The 22,300-nt window shown below is 39.3% G+C and carries 18 protein-coding genes; 7 read left to right on the top strand and 11 right to left on the bottom strand.

The window, feature by feature from the left end; all coding sequences use genetic code 11:
- Positions 1-7 precede the first annotated feature (7 nt).
- Positions 8-421 (bottom strand): DUF1573 domain-containing protein, encoded by a 414-nt coding sequence (locus tag OLM45_RS07255; RefSeq protein ID WP_264509344.1) that lies wholly within the window; start codon positions 419-421, stop codon positions 8-10.
- Positions 422-598: 177 nt separating this feature from the next.
- Here OLM45_RS07255 and OLM45_RS07250 point away from each other — a divergent pair, with 177 nt between their 5' ends.
- The 3 genes from OLM45_RS07250 to OLM45_RS07240 are packed head-to-tail and all read left to right on the top strand — an operon-like array spanning position 599 to position 2,938.
- Positions 599-1,870, top strand: a complete 1,272-nt coding sequence (locus OLM45_RS07250; RefSeq protein ID WP_264509343.1) for a sensor histidine kinase — start codon at positions 599-601, stop codon at positions 1,868-1,870.
- Positions 1,857-2,543, top strand: a complete 687-nt coding sequence (locus OLM45_RS07245; RefSeq protein ID WP_129460814.1) for a response regulator transcription factor — start codon at positions 1,857-1,859, stop codon at positions 2,541-2,543. Before OLM45_RS07250 ends, OLM45_RS07245 begins: the two co-directional genes overlap by 14 nt.
- Positions 2,544-2,545: 2 nt before the next feature.
- On the top strand, positions 2,546-2,938 hold the full coding sequence (locus OLM45_RS07240; protein ID WP_264509342.1) for an RDD family protein: 393 nt from the start codon (positions 2,546-2,548) through the stop codon (positions 2,936-2,938).
- A gap of 67 nt (positions 2,939-3,005) precedes the next feature.
- Here OLM45_RS07240 and OLM45_RS07235 read toward each other — a convergent pair whose 3' ends face one another.
- From OLM45_RS07235 to OLM45_RS07220, 4 genes are all read right to left on the bottom strand, one after another.
- Positions 3,006-5,624: a T9SS-dependent choice-of-anchor J family protein gene (locus tag OLM45_RS07235; protein ID WP_264509341.1), complete on the bottom strand. Its 2,619-nt coding sequence runs from the start codon at positions 5,622-5,624 to the stop codon at positions 3,006-3,008.
- A 247-nt stretch (positions 5,625-5,871) separates the two neighbouring features.
- On the bottom strand, positions 5,872-7,413 hold the full coding sequence (locus OLM45_RS07230) for an acyl-CoA carboxylase subunit beta (RefSeq protein ID WP_264509339.1): 1,542 nt from the start codon (positions 7,411-7,413) through the stop codon (positions 5,872-5,874).
- 10 nt (positions 7,414-7,423) lie between these two features.
- On the bottom strand, positions 7,424-8,866 hold the full coding sequence (accC, locus tag OLM45_RS07225; protein ID WP_264512949.1) for an acetyl-CoA carboxylase biotin carboxylase subunit: 1,443 nt from the start codon (positions 8,864-8,866) through the stop codon (positions 7,424-7,426).
- 8 nt (positions 8,867-8,874) lie between these two features.
- A complete protein-coding gene (locus OLM45_RS07220; protein WP_264509337.1) occupies positions 8,875-9,360 on the bottom strand; it encodes an acetyl-CoA carboxylase biotin carboxyl carrier protein subunit in 486 nt (161 codons plus the stop codon).
- Positions 9,361-9,515: 155 nt separating this feature from the next.
- Here OLM45_RS07220 and OLM45_RS07215 point away from each other — a divergent pair, with 155 nt between their 5' ends.
- A complete protein-coding gene (locus OLM45_RS07215; RefSeq protein ID WP_264509336.1) occupies positions 9,516-10,631 on the top strand; it encodes a tetratricopeptide repeat protein in 1,116 nt (371 codons plus the stop codon).
- Positions 10,628-11,635 (top strand): FAD:protein FMN transferase, encoded by a 1,008-nt coding sequence (locus OLM45_RS07210; protein WP_264509334.1) that lies wholly within the window; start codon positions 10,628-10,630, stop codon positions 11,633-11,635. Before OLM45_RS07215 ends, OLM45_RS07210 begins: the two co-directional genes overlap by 4 nt.
- Positions 11,636-11,697: 62 nt before the next feature.
- Here OLM45_RS07210 and OLM45_RS07205 read toward each other — a convergent pair whose 3' ends face one another.
- The 6 genes from OLM45_RS07205 to OLM45_RS07180 form a co-directional block, all read right to left on the bottom strand.
- On the bottom strand, positions 11,698-12,498 hold the full coding sequence (locus OLM45_RS07205; protein ID WP_264509333.1) for a T9SS type A sorting domain-containing protein: 801 nt from the start codon (positions 12,496-12,498) through the stop codon (positions 11,698-11,700).
- 11 nt (positions 12,499-12,509) lie between these two features.
- Positions 12,510-13,043, bottom strand: coding sequence for a YceI family protein (locus OLM45_RS07200; RefSeq protein ID WP_264509332.1), 534 nt, complete (start codon positions 13,041-13,043; stop codon positions 12,510-12,512).
- A gap of 12 nt (positions 13,044-13,055) precedes the next feature.
- Positions 13,056-13,400, bottom strand: a complete 345-nt coding sequence (locus OLM45_RS07195; protein ID WP_129460806.1) for a hypothetical protein — start codon at positions 13,398-13,400, stop codon at positions 13,056-13,058.
- A gap of 13 nt (positions 13,401-13,413) precedes the next feature.
- A complete protein-coding gene (locus tag OLM45_RS07190; protein WP_264509331.1) occupies positions 13,414-14,277 on the bottom strand; it encodes a DUF5777 family beta-barrel protein in 864 nt (287 codons plus the stop codon).
- Positions 14,278-14,292: 15 nt separating this feature from the next.
- The gene (locus OLM45_RS07185; protein ID WP_129460804.1) at positions 14,293-14,691 is read right to left on the bottom strand and encodes an OB-fold protein; all 399 of its coding nucleotides are present in this window, start codon (positions 14,689-14,691) and stop codon (positions 14,293-14,295) included.
- An 82-nt stretch (positions 14,692-14,773) separates the two neighbouring features.
- Complete coding sequence (locus OLM45_RS07180) at positions 14,774-16,951, bottom strand: B12-binding domain-containing radical SAM protein (RefSeq protein WP_264512947.1); 2,178 nt, start codon at positions 16,949-16,951, stop codon at positions 14,774-14,776.
- Positions 16,952-17,022: 71 nt separating this feature from the next.
- Here OLM45_RS07180 and OLM45_RS07175 point away from each other — a divergent pair, with 71 nt between their 5' ends.
- Positions 17,023-20,589: a T9SS type B sorting domain-containing protein gene (locus OLM45_RS07175; RefSeq protein ID WP_264509330.1), complete on the top strand. Its 3,567-nt coding sequence runs from the start codon at positions 17,023-17,025 to the stop codon at positions 20,587-20,589.
- A gap of 33 nt (positions 20,590-20,622) precedes the next feature.
- Entirely contained in the window at positions 20,623-22,218 is a 1,596-nt protein-coding gene (bshC, locus tag OLM45_RS07170; RefSeq protein ID WP_264509329.1) for a bacillithiol biosynthesis cysteine-adding enzyme BshC, read from the top strand.
- The last annotated feature ends 82 nt before the right edge of the window (positions 22,219-22,300 follow it).

Here is a 22,300-nt window from a genome sequence, read left to right as displayed (position 1 = left end):
CGAAAACTTATGATTTTGCAACCACAGTTCCTTTAAAAGTCAACACTTTTGGAGTTTCTTCAGCGTTTGTTGTCACTGTAATCGTTTTGGTGAAAGCACCAGCTGCTGCTGCATTGTACGATGCTTTTACATACCCCATTTTACCGGGTGCAATAGCTTCTTTGGTATAATCTGAAGTTGTACAACCACATGAAGGTTTTACATTGGTGATCAATACCGACTTCGTTCCTGTATTTTTAAACGAAAACTCGATTGGTTTCGGAGTTCCTTGTGGAATTTCACCTACATCAATGGTTTCTGATTTCCATACAATTGAAGAAGCATTAGCCATTTTCACTGTTGCTGATTCAACCACAGAAACCGATGTAAACGACATCAACCCAAAGGCTACAGCTGCTAAAGATAATTTTAATGTTTTCATATTCTTTTTGTGTTTTGAATTTATAATTAAATAAGTAGAATGCTTAACTTGATGAAACAAATGTAAAGCGCTTCTTTTTCTATTGTTGTTAAGCGGTTTCAAATCTTTGTTAATGACTTGTTAACAGCAATAAAACCGCTATTTTTTAGCTAATTTTGAGTACCAAGAAGTAGAAAATTGAAAACAAAAAACCTAAATAGTATTATTGTACTCGGGATGATTGCCACCCTAGGTATCCTTGTGGCCCAACTCCTATGGACCAACCAAGCTTTTAACCTAGAAGAAAAAAAATTCACCCAAAAAACCCATATTGCTTTACTTGAAGTTGTAAAAAAATTATATGAAGGAAAAGGCAGTGAACTTCCCTCTAACAATCCCGTTGAAAAAGTAGCCAACGATTATTATATTGTCAATGTCGAAAATGACTTTCAACCTGACATTTTGGAATTCTATCTGAAATCCGAATTTGCCAAAATGAATATCACGACCGACTTTGAATACGCCATGTACAATTGCCAAAGTGATGAAATGGTCTATGGAAATTATGTCTCTTTTACAGATAGAAAACCTACTTCCCATACCGTCTATTTTCCAAAACATAAAAACTTAGTGTACTATTTTGCCGTACGATTCCCCAATGAAACGACCTATTTGTTAAGTTCGCTACGCTTTTGGTTTATACTCTCCTTTGCTTTAATGATTGTCTTATTTGTCTACGTCTACTCGATTTATACTATCATCCAACAAAAAAAATATTCAGAACTCCAACGGGACTTTATCAATAACATGACTCATGAATTTAAAACCCCCTTGTCCTCTATCCTATTAGCTTCAAGTTATCTCAACAAACAAGATGCTATTCGCGATAATAAAAAACTACACGATTACACCGAAATCATCATCAACCAAAGTAAAAAACTCAATCATCATATTGAAAAAGTGTTGAATATTGCCAAAAGTGATGAATCTCCACTCGCTCTTCAACCCGAAAAACTACAATTGTTGCCCCTACTTGAAGAAGCCGCTGACTCCATTCGGTTGAAAAATGATCAGCTCGTAGTATCCATTAATGCGAATCGCGACTATACCATAGAAGCCGACCGCTTTCATTTTTCAAACATCATTTACAACCTTATCGACAACTCGGTCAAATATTGCGATATTACACCCAATATTCAAATCACGGTTAACGAGGACCGAAATGGCCTCCGACTGGATTTTTCGGATAACGGTATCGGAGTCGCTCCAAAAAATTTAAATTTGATCTTTGATAAATTCTACCGCGTTGCCGATAAAAAGAGTAATGAAGTCAACGGATTTGGATTAGGCCTTTTTTATGTCAAAAAAATATGTACCCAACACCAATGGAAAATCAGTGCGCAAAACAATAAAGAACAAGGTTTAACTATTTCAATACAAATACCCAAAAAAAGCTATGAGCAAATATAAAATCTTGTATGCCGAAGACGATGAAACCATCGCGTTTCTCACCAAAGATCACTTAGAAAGCTATTATGATGTGCATCATTTCCCCGATGGCGAAAGTGCCCTTCATGCCTTTCCCAAAGGTGATTTTGATTTGTGTATTTTGGATATCATGATGCCTAAAATGGATGGTTTTGAATTGGCAGAAGCCATTCGTGCGAAAGATCAAGAAGTACCCATCCTTTTTCTTTCAGCCAAAACCTTGAAAGAAGATCGTATTCGCGGACTTAAAATTGGCGCAGATGATTATCTCGTGAAGCCCTTTAGTATTGAGGAATTGATGCTTAAAATTGAAATCTTCTTAAAACGCTCGCAAAAGAAAATCGCAACGCCTTCGCCCTTCTACTCCATTGGTAACTATCAATTTGATGCGGCCAATTATCGGGTATTTAATGAGACGGAAACCATTTCGTTAACCCAACGGGAATCCGACTTACTTAAACTTTTCTTGGATCATAAAAATCAAGTTCTTAAACGGGAAGATATTTTGAAAGCGCTGTGGGGTGAAGATGATTATTTTATGGGGCGAAGCTTGGATGTATTCATTTCCCGACTTCGCAAAATATTCGCCAATCAAGACGGAATCACCATTGAAAACTTACACGGCATCGGATTTAAATTTAACTGTACTTCATAACCATGTATCCTCAACTACAAGAACGAACAAAAGCAGCCATGATTGACAGTGTACTACTGATCAGTTTAATTATTGTCACTGGCGACCTATTACAATGGATGCCTAATCCTAGTCCAACCTTAAAAGCCACCTTATTTTTTTTATATTTTGTATTGTACGAACCGTTATTGGTCAGTATCCGTGGGGGAACTATTGGTCATGCGTTAGCTGGTATATCGATTCGAAGATTCCATTACACCACTGAAAAAATCAACTTTTTTGCCGCCCTTTGGCGTTTTTTACTCAAAATAACATTGGGCTGGATTTCCGTTATTAGTTATTTTACCAATAAAGAAGGACGGATGATTCATGACAAATTATCCGGAGCCATTATGGTCTACTCCAAAGAAGTGTAATAAAAAAGGAGCAAAAGTTCATTCAAATGACCTTTGCTCCCTCTTGATTCTTAATTCTTGTTTTACTTTACCATTTCACCACTTTTTTCACGGTACTGCCTTGCGCATTAAACACCCGAACAAAATACATGCCTGGTGCATAATCCTGTAAAGTGATATGAATTGGCGTTCCTTCTATACGATTACGATACATTCGTTTTCCAGTATAATCATAAACCTCAACAGAAGCGCCTTCTAGTTGGGAAGAGAAATTTAACGTTATGCTATCGTGCGTCGGATTGGGATACAATACAAAATCAGTACTATCAAAAGCAGTATTGGCTAAGCTATTGACAAACTTCGTTTGAAAAGTATTGGTGTAGATTGGCGGATTGTAATCAAAATAGATTTCTGCACTATTGGGGATTATTGTTCCCACTTGATAACCCGGATTGGGTTTGATCTTGAATGTAACATATCCCTGACTCGCCGCCTCACTCACCGATTTTGGTTGTAAAAAGATATCGTCAAAATAAAATTTGAGTTGTGAACCGTCACGCACCAAACGACACGGGTGACTCGCTTCCAACAATTGTATACTGCCTGCATTGAGTTGACTGTCTAATAGATTATCTATGCGAACATTTTCCGCATAAAAGTTCCCCTCATTTTGGAAATGAATCGTGTATTCTAAGGTATCATTAGGTCCAAAAGTGCTATACAGAATTTGAGGTCCGTGACGTTCTATCACAAAATTCGGGTCATACGCCCCAACAATGATCTGACTCAAAGAAGTGGTATTATTGGCCGTAATAACATCCATTGGATTTAATGTTAACGTTGCCTGATGGGTAATTAACTGACCCAAACTTACATTGGGTAATACATCCAAAGTCATCACTATTTGTATGACAATTTGTGATAATGGAGCTAATCCTGAAAAGGTGTAACTCAGTCCCTGAGGGGTAATAACAACGCCGGGATAATTCGAAGTAAGACTCACTACCCCTGCTCCCTTTTCAAAGTTCACAGCACCCGAAGCGGTATTAAAACCATTATTGATAACGGATAAATTAACCATAAATTGAAATCCTGGTCGTGGAAATAAAATCGGAACAATATTGACCGCTACATCAGAATACGGTTGGGTTTGGGTAATCGGGAATGGCAATACTGTGGGAGGTGATGCCGTTTGTTGGTTGGCAAACCCTGTTCCTGAATACGTAAAATAAGTACTATAATTAGGGTTTACAGTAGCATTTATCGAATAGGTATTCGTGCTATTGGCATCGTAGATGGCATTGGTAAAGGCTCCAAACTGCATGGTTTGTGGTGCCCCTGCGTTCTGACTAATTTGAAAGTTCAAAAAGGGGAATTCCAATTCGCCATTATTTTTGACCCCATCATTATTGGTATCCAAAAACGGTTCCATCTTAATACTTTCTCTTTGTGCACAAACTATTGTTGCTTTAAATCCTTCATAGTTGATTGAGCCGTTGGACTGAAACTGTAAAGTAATACAACCATTTTGAGAGGTCGAAAAAGTAGTTGGAGGCAATGTACTCCCTGAATATTGACCTAAAATTGGGTCTGATGTGGAGGTGCCGTCATAGATGGTGAGCACATCAACTCCTGTTTCGGTATTGAACTGACTAAAAAGGACCCCCATTAAATCATCAATACTATTAGGACAAATAGTAATTACATAATTGCTATTATCTTGATAATTCCCGGTGCTTCCACCATTATCATAAATATCGGTTCCACAAGCTCCATTGGGTTGTGTCATAGTACTAGAAGTAAAGGGCACCCAAGCAGTAAATCCAGTACCGAAATTACATATAGAACGAACATAAAAATCATAACAGGTCGACGGAATTAAATTTGAAATATGATAAGTGGTTGAAGCAGTTAAGATACCTCCAGTAGTAACCAAAGGAGCAGGTGAACCGCAAGGGGCTACATAAACTTCCCAAGCTTGTGAATTTCCATTCTCAGACCAATTTAACGTAAGTGTGGTTGGTGTTACATTCAAGATGTTTAGATTCGAAGGGGGTAAACATGCATTACTGGAGATGCGAATATCATCTAAAAAAACAGCATCGCCAGCAATTGCGGCTGTTGGCTGGGTTGTTTTCCATTCAAAAGCAATACTTACGGATGATCCACTGAAAGCAGTCAAATCGACTGTTTTTTCTTCATAGATAAAACCAGAGGGCAAATTTACTTCTGAAAAAGTGGTTAAAGTGGTTGTATAACTGGAAGGCAATCCTACGTTGGCACTTGTAGGACCTACGCAAATTTTTACTCTCAATTCTGACCCTTGATCTCCGGCTTGTTGTGTGCGCACAAAAAATTTAATGGCACCACCATTGGGAACTGTAAAAATAGGCGTCGTCAAATAATCTTGTGAAGTGTTTCCTGCACCGATATTCTCTGTTGTACAGTAAGCTGCTTTCAGCCCGGAATTTGCAAGTCCAGCTTGAGTGGTTTGTGTAATCAATCCCCAACTCGAGGTCGTCCCAACGCCGTTATCCAATATCCCCCACTGATTTCCATTGGTTCCCGTAGGCAACGACCATGATGTAGGATTGGTTGTCACCAAAGGATTGGTTGCCGATTCAAAGGTTTCCGTCATGGGATTCGGAAATTGTCCGCTCACAATAAACGAGAACATAAGGCAAATATTAAAGTAGCTTTTTTTCATGGTCGTTTGATTTTTGTTAAAAATAACCATTTAATCAGAAGTAAAATCTTGTAAATGAGTATTTGTATGAAATGAATTAGTAGTTAAATTTCGCTACAACTCTGAGAGAATGCTAATTGTAGTTGGAAATATTTACGTTTGTCAATATTGTGGGAGAAGTTGGATAAAATGTTAGCGAACTACAACCGTCAACCCTTTTCATGCTCCATTGCATAAAAAAAACCTGCTGTAGTAGCAGGTTTCTTTTTTATAACGGGATGTTTCCGTGTTTTCTGTTAGGTACGGGAACTTCTTTGTTCTCCAACATGGCAAAGGCTTTGATCAGCTTTCTTCGCGTGTCACGCGGTAAGATTACCTCATCCACAAAACCGCGCTGTGCTGCCGTGTACGGATTCGCAAACAATTCCGCGTATTCGGCCTCTTTTTCTAAAAGTTTGGCAGCAGGATCAGCGGCTTCGCTAATTTCTTTTTTGAAGATAATTTCTGATGCACCTTTAGCTCCCATAACTGCAATTTCTGCACTTGGCCACGCAAAATTCATATCGGCACCAATGTGTTTTGAGTTCATTACGTCATAGGCTCCACCGTAAGCTTTACGGGTAATCACCGTCACTTTCGGAACGGTTGCTTCACTCAATGCGTACAATAATTTAGCCCCATGAACGATAATTCCGTTCCATTCTTGATCGGTACCGGGTAAGAATCCGGGAACGTCTTCCAACACCAACAAAGGAATATTGAAACAATCGCAAAAACGGGTGAAACGTGCGGCTTTGATCGAACTCTTCACATCCAAACAACCGGCCAAATACATGGGGTTGTTTGCCACAATACCAATACTGCGACCTGCCAATCGGGCAAATCCCACCACAATATTCTCGGCATAATCTTTATGAATTTCAAAAAACGAATCCTCATCGATAATTCCGTTGATCACATCGTGTATGTCGTAGGGTTTGTTGGCATTATCGGGCACAATGGTATCCAATTGTTCGCGCAACTCCTCGCCTAAGGTATACGGCAATTTTGGCGTTTTTTCTTTATGGTTTTGCGGCATATAACTCAACATGCGCTTGATATCTTCCAAACATTCAATTCCGTTGGGAGACGTTAAATGCGCAACACCCGATTTGGTAGAATGGGTACTTGCTCCCCCCAATTCTTCCGAAGAAACTTCTTCATTGGTTACGGTTTTTACCACATTCGGACCTGTAACAAACATATAACTGTTGTTTTCCACCATAATGGTAAAATCGGTAATCGCTGGAGAATATACGGCTCCACCGGCACAAGGTCCCATAATCGCTGAGATTTGTGGAATCACGCCACTTGCTTGCACATTACGGTGAAAAATATCGGCATAACCACCCAAAGAGCGAACACCTTCTTGGATACGCGCCCCACCCGAATCGTTCAAACCGATCATCGGTGCACCGTTACGCATGGCCAAATCCATGACTTTACAAATTTTCTCTGCATGGGTTTCTGAAAGTGATCCCCCGAAAACGGTAAAATCTTGGGCAAACACATACACCAATCGGCCGTTGATGGTTCCATAACCGGTAACCACACCATCACCGTAATAGACTTCTTTGTCCATACCGAACTCTGTGGTACGGTGGGTCACCAACATTCCGATTTCTTCAAACGAACCTTCGTCGAGTAAATATTCTACCCGTTCCCGAGCCGTTAACCGTTTCTTTTCGTGTTGTTTCGCGATTCGATTAGCGCCTCCACCCAATTTGGCCAAGGCGATTTTCTCATTCAATACTTGTATTTTATCTTCCATGATTTCGTAACTAAGCGTTGGGTACGCGTAAGATTTTTTTATCGTTTAAATAATTTTGCAAGGCCAAATAGGCCGCAATTTCGGCTTCAGTATCCAATTGTGCTTTCAATTTTTCAGCATCGTAATATTTTTTCACAAAGCCGGTATCAAATTCGCCCGAACGGAACGCTTCGTGTTGCATCACAAATTTTCCAAACGGTAAAGTGGTAGCTACCCCTTTTACTATATAATTATCGATAGCCTCAATCATTTTTTCAATGGATTCCTCACGTGTTTTACCATACGTTACCAACTTCGACAACATCGGGTCGTAATAAATTGGCACATCCATTCCTTCGGCAATACCGTTATCCACGCGAATTCCTTCGCCCTCGGGTAAGCGATAGACTTCGAGATTCCCCACATTGGGTAAGAAATCATTCATCGGATCTTCGGCATAGACACGCAACTCCATGGCGTGACCGTGAATTTGCAAATCGTCTTGTTTCATAGGTAGCGCTTCTCCGCGTGCGACACGAATTTGCAATTCGACCAAATCCAATCCCGAAATCAATTCGGTCACCGGATGTTCCACTTGCAAACGGGTATTCATTTCTAGGAAATAGAAATTCAAATGTTCGTCCATCAAAAACTCTACGGTTCCAGCCCCTAAATAATCACAGGCTTTGGCCACTTTCACCGCCGCTTCTCCCATTTCTTTACGTTTTTCAGGAGTAAGAATTGCAGAAGGTGCTTCTTCCACTACTTTTTGGTGGCGGCGTTGCACCGAACATTCTCGTTCGAATACATAAACCACATTCCCATGACTATCGGCCATCACTTGGATTTCGATATGGCGGGGTTTGGATACATATTTTTCAATGAAAACCGAACCATCACCAAAAGCCGAAGTCGCCTCACTGATCGCGCGTTCCATTTGTGCTTCAAAATCTTCTTCGCGTTCTACCACACGCATCCCTTTTCCTCCACCTCCGGCAGAGGCTTTGATTAATATCGGAAAGCCCACTTTTTTGGCAGTTTTTTTCGCTTCTTCTACATCGACGATGGCATGGTCAACACCGGGCACCATCGGAATATCATAATGCATCACGGCTTCTTTGGCGGCCAACTTACTTCCCATCATTTCGATGGCTTTCGGTTTGGGTCCGATGAAAATAATTCCATTTTCCTCACAAAGTGCCGAAAACGATGCATTTTCACTCAAGAAACCATAACCTGGGTGGATGGCATCGACACCGAGTGATTTGGCGACTTCCAATATAGTGTCTCCTTTTAAATAGGATTGGGCTGAAGGTGCGGGTCCGATACAAACCGCTTCGTCGGCAAATTTTACATGCAGGGCATTACGGTCGGCTTCTGAGAAAACCGCTACCGTTTTAATTCCCATTTTTTTCGCCGTTTTCATCACACGGATGGCAATTTCTCCGCGGTTGGCGACTAATATTTTGGTGATTTTCTTCATTATTCAAATTCGATTAAAAGTTGGCCCTTATCCACCGCTTGTCCTTTGACCACGGTAATCGACTTGATTTTACCGTCGCGAGGGGATACGAAACTGTTTTCCATTTTCATGGCTTCGAGAATCAAAAGGGGATCATTTTCAACTACCTCTTGCCCTACTTCTACGTTGATTTCCAAAATCAAACCGGGCATGGGTGCTTTGATGGCATTGACCACTTTGTGACGTCCACGCTGGATTCCCATACTGGTAATGAGTTGGTCCAATTCATCAGCAATAGCAACTTCGTAAGTATTGTTATTAACTTGTACCGTGTATTTTTTGGCGATAAAATCAGCGGCTACAATTTCAGCTTTGTACGGCAGGTTATCCTTCAAGACATGAAAGGAATGAGCCCCAGTTGCCACAGCATCGAGGTGGTGAACCTCACTTTCATTTACTTCGAAAGTAGCTCCGGAGTTGACCGAAAGTTTATACGTTTTTTGCATACAATTCGTTTTTTAGGAATGTAAATTTAGGGAAACGAAATCGATTGAGCCATGACAAAAATCAATTAATTTGGCAATTTACTATAGTTATAAAAAAATTTAATAGTTGATAGGGAAAATCGCCTTTTACTTGTTTTAGAACTGAATTGAATACCATGAGAACAAAAATCCTAGTTGTAGTAGTTTGTTGTATCGGACTTACAACTTTCGCGCAAGATGAAAAAGAGTTAATGCAGGCACGGTATGTGAAGGTATACCACGAAGGCCGCTATCGCGATGCGATTAAAGTTTTGGACAGCTTTTTGGTGAAACACCCTGATGATGCGATGACTTGGTTGGATCGCGCGGTTACCGAAGAAATGTATTATGACTACCGAGGTGCCATCAACGATTACAAAAAAGTGGTTCAATTGGAACCCGATGCACCCGATGGGTATTTCTTGAGTGCTTTATTGGAAGACAAATTAGGTTGGTACCCACAAGCTTTGCGCAATTACACCCAAACCGTTCGTTGCGAACCTTCCAATGCCGATGCGTATTGTTTTCGGGGAGTGATTTATAAACGCATGGGAAAATTGAAAGAAGCCGAAGCGGATTTCAATCGTGCGATAAAAGAACGGTCCAATCATGATGAAGCCTATGCTGAAAAAGGATTATTGGCATTGGAAAGCAAAAACTATAAAAAAGCGGAGCAGTTTTTAAAACTTTCGGAGACGTATTTTGAGGGCAATGCCAAAACGCAATTGTATTTGGGATGGTATTATGCTCATACTGGTCAACCCGAAAAAGCGTTGGCTTATTTTGAAAAATGCTTATCACTCAATCCCTATCAAGACGGTTTTTGTTATTGGGGTTCGTTTAAAAAAACGGTCCCTCACTCCCTATTACAATTGTTACATCAAAAAATGGAACAACAGCCAATGAATCCGAATTTGGGACTAATCGCTGTTTATCTCAAAGACTATGCTGCCGCCAAAAAACACCTGGAATCCTATTTCCAAAAGGAAACGGGAACTTGGCCACAAATCGATGCATTGGCGCAAGCAAATTATCATTTGAACTTTAAAAAAGAAGCCGAAGCGATGTATCAAAACTACATGAAACAACATCCTGAAGCGGTAGATGTGCATTTCAATTATGCCCAATTGTTTAAAAAGGATTATCCTGAAAAAGCGAAGTTAGGCTTACAAAAAGCTTTGCTTGTTCAACCCGACAACACGATTTATCAAGAAGCTTTAAAAAAATTACAGACCCCAAAAAAGAAAAAATGAAAGGAAAAAATATTCCCTTAGCCCTACTACTATTTCTATCTCAATGGGGATGGAGTCAGCAAAACGAACCCGTATACTTTGAAGGATTTGCTCAAGGGACAACCTACCACATTACCTATTTCGATGCCCAAGATCGTTTTTTACAGCGGCAGGTTGATTCGATACTAAGCGATTTTGATTTATCGGTTTCCACGTATAATCCGAAGTCGGTTATATCTAAAATAAACCGCAATGAAGCGACTGCTGTGGATGCGTATTTCAAAGTTTGTTTTGCCAAAGGTAAATCGATTTGGAAAGCAACGAAAGGCGCATTTGACCCTACGGTCTATTCCTTAGTGAACGGCTGGGGTTTCGGGCCGGGTAAGAAACAAAAATTGGATCAACAGAAGATTGACAGTATTTTGGTTTTTACGGGTTTTGAAAAAATCAAATTGAAAGGGGATCAAGTGATTAAAAAAGATCCGCGGGTGAAATTGGACTTTAATGCTTTTGCGCAAGGCTATTCCGTAGATGTTATTGCCCGCTATTTGGAACAAATGGGGATTACTTCCTATTTGGTGGAAATTGGGGGTGAAGTCTACGCACAGGGCAGAAAACCCGACGGTTCATTTTGGACGGTGGGTATAGAACAACCTATCGATAATAAAACGGAAGCCAATCCGAACAAAGCGATTGTACGATTGGAGAACTTAGCGATTGCTACTTCGGGAAACTACCGAAAATTTACGGTTGAAAATGGGGTAAAATTGGCCCATCATATTGACCCTAAAACGGGGTATCCCACGAAGAACAATTTATTGAGTGCTTCGGTATTTTCCAAAGAATGCATTACCTCTGACGCTACTGCTACAGGGTTATTAGTAATGGGATTGGATAAGGCAAAAGACTATTTAGCAAAGCACCGTGAAATTGAGGCCTATTTAATTTACTCCGATGAGCAAGGACGGTTTCGAGTATTTGAAACACCGGGATTAAATGCAATTCTTACTGAAGTACAACCATAAAAAAAGCATCCTAATCGACTTAGGATGCTTTTTTTTTCTAAAGAACTAACTAACTCTGAGAACTATTTTTTCAAATATAATTTGTGGGTTGCGGTACCATTATCGTTGGAAACATTTACGATATACATTCCTTCACTCATTTCGGAAAGATTGATAGGTAAAATATTGTTTTCCAAAACACCCGTAATTTCTTTACTATAAACAACTTCTCCCAATACATTCAAAACTTGTACTTTCTTAATGGGTTGGTCATTGGCCACTTCTACATTAAAAATTCCTGTTGATGGATTCGGATATACAACGGTTTCAGGTACAGCTACGAAAGTTTCATTCGCTAAAGTCGGTTGCCACACCAATGTCATTCCCGTCATACTCGTATCAGCAGTGGGCGTTTGCGAATCAACTGCTGTTCCTTTTGTAAATGGAAAATAACGGGTTTGCGTGTTGGCCGTTCCATGTCCCCATGTTTCTTGAACACATACACGGTAGGATCCATCGGCAACGACTGTACCAGCAGTATTGGTTCCATTCCAGGTTACCGTTTGAGAGGTAAAGGTTGTTGTTGTCGCACCAGTGGTTGCATCGGTTACATTTTGAGCTGATTTAGTTACCCATGTTGGTAAATGGTCATTCGTACCCGATCCCCATCGTCTTAATTTGGTTTTCACGAAAGTTGACGTTCCTGCTGTTGTTCCACAAGGCGTACAACTTTCGATCCATACAGCGATTACATAACGACCGTCGGTGGTGTAGTTACCAGTGGTATGTTTTGGGCAAGTAAATGTAAACGTTAAATTACCTGCAGTTTGCGCATTGGCTACAAAACCTACAACTGCCAATAAGGTTATGATTAGTTTTTTCATTGTTTAAGAAATTAAGGTTTGGGTTCTAAATCTAAATTAACAGAAAGTTTCGCAGTTTCTGCTAAAGTCTTTTTTGCCAGAGCTGGCACATCGATGTTATAATCTTTCAATTTCACTGTAAAATTACCGGCGATACTTACTTTGCCTGAGGCTACCGTCACCGTCATTTTTGTCTTCACTTTTTGAGTCACACCGTGAATGGTTAAGTCACCTTCTACATCATAGCTCCCTGACTTGCCTTCAAATCCCACAACTTTTCCTTTAAAAGTAGTTTTGGGTAATTTATCACTTTCCATGTAGTTTTCATTGAAATGCTCTTCCATGAGTGGTGACTTAAATTTGAACGACTTCACCATCGCTTGAACGGCAATATCTCCCGTTGCTTTATCAAAAATACACGATACGGTATTGCTGGTTGCTTTCACTTCATCTACCGAACTACCTACAGTAGCGTCAAACTTTATTTCACCAGAACGCGTCATCATCTTCTGTGAAAAACCAACCATTGAGGTCAGTAACAAAACTACAATTCCAATCTTTTTCATTTTAATAGGGTATTAATTTTCAGGGCAACCATGGTCTTTCCATAGTCCAATCATTGTCACCGTATTGGTTGGTAAAGCTCCGTCGGGTGGCATAATATCATTACAAGCACCTTGAACGCGACAAACTAATTCGCCCAATTCAGCCGCTTCTTTTACAGCTGTGTAGCTATCTAAATCGGGAAACTGATCCCCATTAGAATGACAACTTGTACAAGCCGCACTCATTACAGGTTGAATGTCACGAGTATAAGTTGGATCCGTAACTAAGTCGGATAAATCTTGTGTGGTATCTGAACTACAGGCCCAAAAACCGACAACAGATGCTAAAATTAAAAATGTGATGTGTAAATTTTTCATAGTAATTGGGGTATTAGAATACGCGATATAGGTTAAATCCGAAATAAATTCCTTTTTTAGTTTCACCAGCATGAGTGTAATAGTTTACATCATCCATATTTTGAGTGTTCGAGAAAACCAATTGAAAAATATGGCCTCCCGTATCAATATCCATCCCTACTGTGAAAGGGTTTCGGTAAGGCGAATTAAATTCATCCGGTAACGAAACTCGGGCAGAATAATCGGCTGTCAAACTGATACGTTTTGATAATTTTAAACGAGCTCCAGCTCCTACTAAATACACATTTTCTTGATCTCTTAAACCATCATACATATTTCTGTGTACAAATGTGGGCGCCAACTGGGCAGAAAAACGTTCGTTAAATTTTCTAGAAATCAATAACTGTGATGCGAAAGCCATACGGTGATTGAATTTAGCTTTGGGAAAAAATTGCGTAATTTTATAACTATCAATATTTGCCGTATTGTAGCCTACAATTGTGAATGGAAATCCGTCAACTTGTTGCGAAGCAAAACGATATTTCACACCCATTTCATAGGTTTTTTCATTATTTGAATTTCTAGAAGCCTGAATCGATAACCAATCGGTAATACCATAGATACCCCCAATTTCTGTTTGGGCACCATCCAATCCGAAGAAGTTGTTAATCCCGTTGTTCAAATCTCCAAAACGGTGTGAGACTACAAAATACCATTCTTTCTTGGCAGGCAGTTTAGTGGATTGCATTTGGGCAATTTGAACACCTTTAAAAGCAGCAGAAACCACTTCTTTTTTGGCATTGTCTCCATCCAATTCTTTCATTAAATCGTCTTGTGCATGTCCCATTTGGAAGGCAAACAAAACAGATAAGCTTACAATTACTTTACTAATTTTCATATTGATCTTGTGATATTACTTACTCAAACTACTTTGGTCTACTTTTAATTCTCCGAACATATCGTCAAATCCCATAACGCGACCTTTAATTTTTAATTCAGTTCCTACTTTTACTTCTGCTGGAACTTTTGTAAAATTACAGGTAACTACTTCATCAATGATCACATTCTGACCATCAATGGAAGATACTTTTCCTGTAAATTCCACAGCTTTCTCTAAGTACTTCTTATTGGCAGCATCGGCATTGGTTTGGAATTCTTTAACAATATCTTTGGCTTTCAAAACAAAAGCTGCTTCTTCATTTTGAACATCGCGTTTGCCCATATTGTAGGCGTAATAACGACCTCCAAAATACCCTGCTACGACCAGAAAGGCCAAGATTGTAAGGATTTTTAAAACTTTAGTTGTATTCATCGACGAGGTTATTTAACTGTTAAACAATTTATAAAACGATTCCCCTACCCCATTCAACCTTAAAATTTTCTTAAATTGGAATTTAAATAACAAGTAGCTGATTTTTAAGTACTTGTATTGATTTGGAATTCCAAAACAATTCAAAATTTTCAAAGGTTGATTCGTAGGACTTTTGTAGAACAATAAACGTTTTTTGTGGGGCATTTGGTTTTAATTCTTCCAAAGTTTTTATCAACCATTTTCCCTCTTCTTCAGGCAAATGAATGGTCAGCGTATCCATTTTTTGAAAAAAAGTAAGTTGAACCATAGGCCAAGTTTTCCCTTTTTTGGATTTGGTATAATAGTCAACATGGGGTGAATTACCTAACCAAACTACTTTGGCATTGGGTTTTGGGATCAGTTCAATTTCACTTTCCAAGCATTTTTCTATATAATTTGCGGGTATTTTGGTTCGAGGTATCTTGAAATCAAACCATTCCTGCAGATCAAAGTCAAACCCTATACCGTGCATATAATTCAATAAGGATTTGCGCAATCCAAAACTAAACCGGCCATGATCTATCCCAGTTTGATCAACATACTGAATATCATTGTGAGCGAATTCAATTTTTGGAATTTCGGGAACTACGCCATAATCCTCGGGATGTAAACCCACCGGACTGTGGGCGGTCATGGCAAATTGGTGCCAAAAACCGGATTGCAAAATACCGAGTTCGAATAGCTGCCGCACCATTTCCAGACTATCTACAGTTTCTTGAACCGTTTGTGTAGGATACCCATACATTAAATAGGCGTGAACCATAATGCCACTTTCTGTGAAATTTCGGGTCACGCGAGCAACTTGTGCTACCGTCACCCCTTTTTGAATTAAGTCCAACAAACGATCTGAGGCAACTTCCAATCCCCCCGAAACCGCAATACACCCCGAAGCTTTAAGTAACAGACATAAGTCGTACGTGAAACTTTTCTCAAACCGAATATTGGTCCACCAAGTCACCACTAAATTTCTTCGGATAATTTCCAAAGCCACTTCCCGCATCAAGGCTGGTGGTGCCGCTTCGTCTACAAAATGAAAACCGCTTTCACCCGTTTGGGTAATTAACGTTTCCATTCGGTCGACAATTATTTTGGCGTGTACCGGTTCATACACCTTGATGTAGTCAAGCGAAATATCACAAAAAGTGCATTTTCCCCAGTAACAGCCGTGGGCCATAGTCAATTTGTTCCAACGTCCATCGCTCCATAAACTATGCATGGGGTTAGCCATTTCAATGACCGAAATATAGTCTTGCAGTAAAAAATCAGAGTAATCGGGTGTTCCGACTTGATTTTGTTTGTAATCGGATTGTGTTGCATCGTTTTTATAAACCACTTGACCGTCCTCCTTCATGTAAGTTCGTTTCCAAACCTGTTGCTCTTTGGGCACATTAAAATTGGTATGCAACAATTCTACTGGCAATTCCCCATCATCAAGCGTAATAAAATCAAAATAATCAAACACTCTGGGTTCTTTGAGTTCCCGTAATTCGGTATTGGAAAACCCACCGCCCATGGCTGTTTTTACGTTGGGATAATTGGATTTAATCCATTGTGCACAACGAAAAGCACTGTATAAATTTCCAGGAAAGGGAACTGAAAAACAGACCAACTTGGGTTGTATTTCCTGCAGCTTTGTTTCCAAGAGGGTTAAAGTGAATTCATCAATAAACGTTGGGGACTGTTGCAAGCTCGCATGCAGTTCGTCAAAACTGTTGGCACTCCGACCCAATCGCTCTGCATACCGTGAAAATCCAAAATTTTCATCTACACATTCAACGATATAATCGGAAATATCCTCCAAATATAATGTAGCCAAATGCTTGGCTTTGTCTTGCAATCCCATAGCACCGAAGGCTTCCTCTAAATGATCGAGTTGATTGAATCGAGAAGCTTCGGGCAAGAACTGACCTGCGCAAATTTGACGGGCAAGATTGGGTTGTTTGCCTTGTAAAAAAGCGATTACGGAGTCTATGGTTTGAATATAGTCATATTGCAATTGTTGGATACGGAATGCATTTTCAGAAAGTGATTCAGGAACTGCAACTTTGAATAGTTGTTGTAACCCTTTTTTTGAAAACAAAGCCAAGATCACTTCGAGTCCTAAATCCATTTGATAGCTCGCAATATTTCGCGTATTCAAAAACCCTTTTAAATAGGCCGTGGCGGGATAGGGAGTGTTTAATTGAGTAAATGGAGGCGTGATAAGCAGTATATCTTTCAAAGCTTGCTTTTTAACGATTATTTTTTTCAAAAATAAGGCTTATTTTATAGATTTGCACGTAAATCTAAGCCATGAAAAAGATAATTACGCTTACAATCCTTATTGTATCTCATTTTGTATTTGCTCAGCAAACTTCTGATCAAATCGAAAACAAGAACATTCATCCCGAAAAACTAGCTTTTTTAAAGCGAAAATCCCAACAAGAAAAATCGGTTCAAACTACTCTTGTGGTGAGTCCGAATGCCTTACCTGCTGTACAATTATGTTCCAATGGAAACTTTGAAGAGTTTGAAACAGTTGGAGGAACATCGGTTTTACGCAATTTTGAATACACGGAATCTGACCTTATCAATCCTATTCAATGTTTGAATGTTGATAGTCCGGCCAATTTGCGTATTGCCGACTACAATCCGAACACTTTTTCGGTGATGGCTACAAGTGTACCTTCCAATTATATTGACCCTTACATTGGCGATATTCAAGCTTTTGATCAATTTGCAGTCAAATTAAATTACCGTGAGAGCAGCACTACGGCGACCTTAATGGAAGCCCATCGTTTTAAAACCGACAACGAAGATTTTTTTAAATTCAATTATAAAGCAGTATTGCAAAGTGTGGATGGTGATGCCCATGTCAACGAACAGCCCTATTTCAAAGTTAGAATTGTTTTGAATTCAGGACAAGTGGTCAGTGAAATGTGCTTAATTGGCGATCCAAACAATTGTATTTTTACGATTGCCCCCTACATGGAATCGGGCAGTATGATTTTATATACACCCAATTGGCAGGCCGGACTCTTAGACATCTCTTCTATTCCGAATAACACGCCATTTACCGTACAATTTATTGCTACAAGATGTGGTTTAGGAGCACACTTTGGCTATGCCTATATTGATGACATTTGTCTTTTGCACTCCAACGAATCTTTACAAGGTTTGGTCACTTTAAATCCGTTGAATGCGATTTGTCCCACCTTACCATTAAACGTTTGTGGAACGTTCTCGCTTCCTTCATCAGGTGGCATTCAAGCTACAATTGCAAGCATTCAATTAACAGTTCGCGATGAAAATAACAATACGGTGTATTCTTCTTCTTCGCCAACCACATTAGATATAACCAATCAACAATTCTGTTTTAGTTTGGCGGCTGCCAATTTACCCAACATAACCTCAGGGGCCTATAATGTAGGGGTCTCCATCAACTTTGGTGTAGCACAAACCAATTGTTCGGGGACCACTTTTAATTCGGTTACTGACAATGATGCCAATGCGGGATGGGACATTTGGTTTTTAAATTGTACGAACTGCCCATTGTCCGTTACTCCAGGAAATTTATCACTTTGTGATGGAAATGATGATGGGAAAGAGTTTTTCAATCTAACATTGGCACAAAATCAAATAACCTCCTCACCAGGAGTAACATTTGCTTTTTTCACCACCCTCGCTGATGCTACCGCCAACACGAATCCGATTGCGACACCGAACGCTTTTGAAAGTTATACGTCCACTGTATTTGTTCGTGTTACAGTAGACGCCAACTGTTATAAAATAACGACCTTAAAACTTACCGTTCGCAATCCATTTGCTTACATTTCAGGTATTCTCAATGTTTGTTACGGCAGTACAACCTTGACGGCTAGTCCGGGCGTATCCTACCTTTGGAGTACAGGTGCTACAACTTCCTCCATTGTGGTGACTGCTGTTGGAACGTATTCCGTTCAAGTAACAGATTCCAACGGTTGTATATCCAATGCAATGGTGACCATCACCAATTCTGCAACAGCACCCCTACCCGATTTGACGATTATTCAACCGGGATGTGCAACTACAACAGGAAGTATAACGGTTACATCACCAGCGAGTCTTTATAGTTTTGATGGGGGGGTGACATGGGGAACTTCAAATACAATTAGTGGTTTATTGCCGGGCTACTATGAAGTAAAAATTCAAACGGTTGCGGGTTGTACTTCTTACAATTCAGGGGTACAAATTTCGCAATTTCAAGCTCCTTTTCCCAATTTTACAGTAGATCAACCTGATTTTTGTGGCGATACGGGTACCATTACTATTACCTCTGTAGCCGATTTCTATAGTTTTGACGATGGGGTGACTTGGGTAACGAATCCAACTGCGACAGGCTTACCTTCTGGGACATACAATATCCGAACAAAAGATAGTAATGGGTGTTTTTCCAATTACTATGCGGTTGAATTGGATGGCGAATTTTTAGACCCACCTACATTTGATAAAATCGATCCCTATTGTGGGAATTTAGGAAGTATCACCATTACAACTCCAGCCACAGCCTACAGTTTTGATGGTGGACAAACATGGCAAACATCAAATACGTTAACCAATTTAGTGGCGGATAGTTATATCATAAAAATTAAAGATGCATTGGGGTGTACTTCTCCAAATGTTTATGTGTATCTCGATAATCTCGAAACCAACTATCCCGATTACATCGTCGATGAACCGGGTTGTAATAAATACGGTACTATAACCATAAAAACAACGGGCGATTTGTATAGTTTTGACGGTGGAGCGACTTGGGGAACATCCAATATACGCTATCCAGTCAATGGTGGAACGTCTTATCAAATTAAGGTTATGCGCTTACCTTCTTGTTATAGTTTGACAAGTACGGCCTATGTTTACAATATGTTTATACCCAATCCGGATGCCCATGATTATGCAACCGATTATTGTGATGATTTGAATGATGGGAGTGAAATTATAGATTTGACGCAATACCAATCCAACCTGATTACCAATGCTACCAACTATAGTTTTAGCTTTTTTGCCACACTCGCTGCTGCCCAAAATAATGGTCCTGCAATAAACAACCCAACTACTTATACAATGTCCAATGCAAACAACGTTGTATTTGTTCGTGTAACAGATGGAAACAGTTGCTATTCCATAGTATCCATCACTCTTAATTTCTTGGATTCCCCCTACATTACCATGCAAGATGATTATACGGTATGTGAAAACACCTTGACTTTTATTCATGCGGGTTACGGCTATTATTCCTATTTGTGGTCAACGGGTCAAACAGGAAATTATATTTTAGTGAATCAACCCGGGAATTACTGGGTTACGGTGGGTGAAAATCATAACGGACTCGTGTGTACCTCAACAAAGAATTTCACGGTAACCGAATCTGAAAAAGCGACCATTACATCTATTGACACCGTTGATTGGACTTTGGAAGAGAATGTGATAACGGTTATTGTCGATGGCATTGGCGATTATGAATATTCTTTAGATGGCAGTAACTATCAAGCTAGTAATGTATTCGATCATTTAGAAACGGGGTATTACACCATTCATATTCGGGATAAAAAAGGATGTGGTGTCGTGAAAGGGAATGCCCTCCTGTTGCATTATTCTAAATTTTTCACCCCAAATGGCGACGGCGACAATGACCGATGGAGTATCAATTATTCCATTTATGAAGAAGGGTTAATTATAGAAATTTATGACCGACAAGGAAAGCTTATTCGCCAAATGAAAAACGGGTATGCTTGGGATGGAACCTATAATGGTGCACTCTGTCCTTCTGACGATTATTGGTTTGTAGTGAAACGGGCTGATGGAATCATTCACAAAGGACATTTTACCCTGAAAAGATAATTTTAAGTTGTATTTTTGCTTAAAATTTCTAGCATGGACACCGACTGTATCGATTACCGCAGTTTGCACCAATTTTCTTCCTTAATTAAAGATTACCTGGATCAAAATCCGAAGGTGCAATCGTGGTATAATCGGTATCCTAATTTGGAAAATTTCAAAGCTCAATTGGATGAGAAATCAGCTAACTACCCATCTGATTTTAGATCAACTCTTGTAGTAGAATTAAAAGACCAGTACCGTGGATTTGAAATTTCTGAGAAAACAAAAGTCAATCTTGATTCCTTACATTCGTCAACGACTTTCACCGTCACAACCGGACATCAATTAAACCTGTTCACAGGTCCCGTTTACTTTATTTACAAGATTGTTTCAGTAATCAATTTATGTAAAGAATTAAAGAAAACGTATCCCGAACATGATTTTGTCCCGGTATATTGGATGGCTACGGAAGATCATGATTTTGAAGAGATTCAGTCGTTTCGTTTTCAAAATTCCAAAATCACATGGAACTCGACACAAACCGGAGCCGTTGGCCGTTTTATAATCGACGATTCGTTTGATTCTACTCGGAAAGCATTTTACACACAAATTCCTTCGGGTGAACGCGGTGATTTTTTACGCGAACTTTTCAATGCAGCGTATCAAAAAGGTCGAACATTAGCAGAGGCAACCCGGCAATTGGTTCATTCTTTGTTTGATGAACACGGTTTAGTTATCATAGATGGAGATGCCCATTCCTTGAAAAAAGCCTTTATCCCTTTTGTTTTACAAGAATTAAGGGAACAAACATCTTATAATGCTGTTCAAAAAACTATTCAAGAATTTCCTCCTTATAAGGTTCAAGTAAATCCGCGCGAAACAAATTTGTTTTATCTGGCTGAAGGAATTCGCGAACGCATCGTTGTTGAAAAAAATACCGTTTCCATTCTTAATACAGCACTGCAATATAGTCTTGCTGAATTTGAATCAATTATCCAAAACAATCCGCAGTGCATTAGCCCAAATGTGCTTCTTCGTCCATTGTATCAAGAAATTATTCTACCTAATTTAGCTTACATTGGCGGTGGAGGCGAAATTGCCTATTGGTTGGAATTGAAAACAATGTTTTCACAGTTTAAAGTACCATTCCCGCTATTGATGTTACGCAATTCTGTAGTAAATGTGAGTCAAAAACAGGAGCAGAAACGACAAAAGTTAGCCGTTTCGTATGGAGAATTATTCAAGACTCAAGAACAATTAAAAATCAGCAGCACCCAACGTTTAAGTTCGCTGAACTTCGATTTTGAATCCCAAAAACAATTTTTAAAAGACCAATTTGAATCGTTATACCAATTGGCTTCACAAACCGACAAATCCTTTGTGGGTGCAGTCAAAGCACAAGAACAAAAACAAATTAAAGGATTAGAAAACCTCCAAAAAAGAATGATTCGTGCTGAAAAAAGGGTTCATAGCGAACAATTGGAACGCATCATTGCTTTACAAAATGAATTATTTCCAAATCAAGGATTACAAGAAAGAAGTGCCAATTTTAGTACTTTTTACATGGAATTTGGCCCTGATTGGATGGAACGATTACATCAAGAACTAAATCCGTTGAAAAGTTGTTTTTCGGTATTCATTTTCGATTAATTTATTAACACTATAACGTTTTAGTGGTTGCAAATCTATTTTTTTGTTTTGTAAATCATTCATTTACATTATTTTAGTATAA

Source organism: Flavobacterium sp. N1719 (assembly GCF_025947045.1).
GTDB lineage: Bacteria > Bacteroidota > Bacteroidia > Flavobacteriales > Flavobacteriaceae > Flavobacterium > Flavobacterium stagni.
The sequence above is the reverse complement of the archived record's forward strand: the minus strand, read 5'-3'. Positions and strand labels throughout refer to the sequence as shown.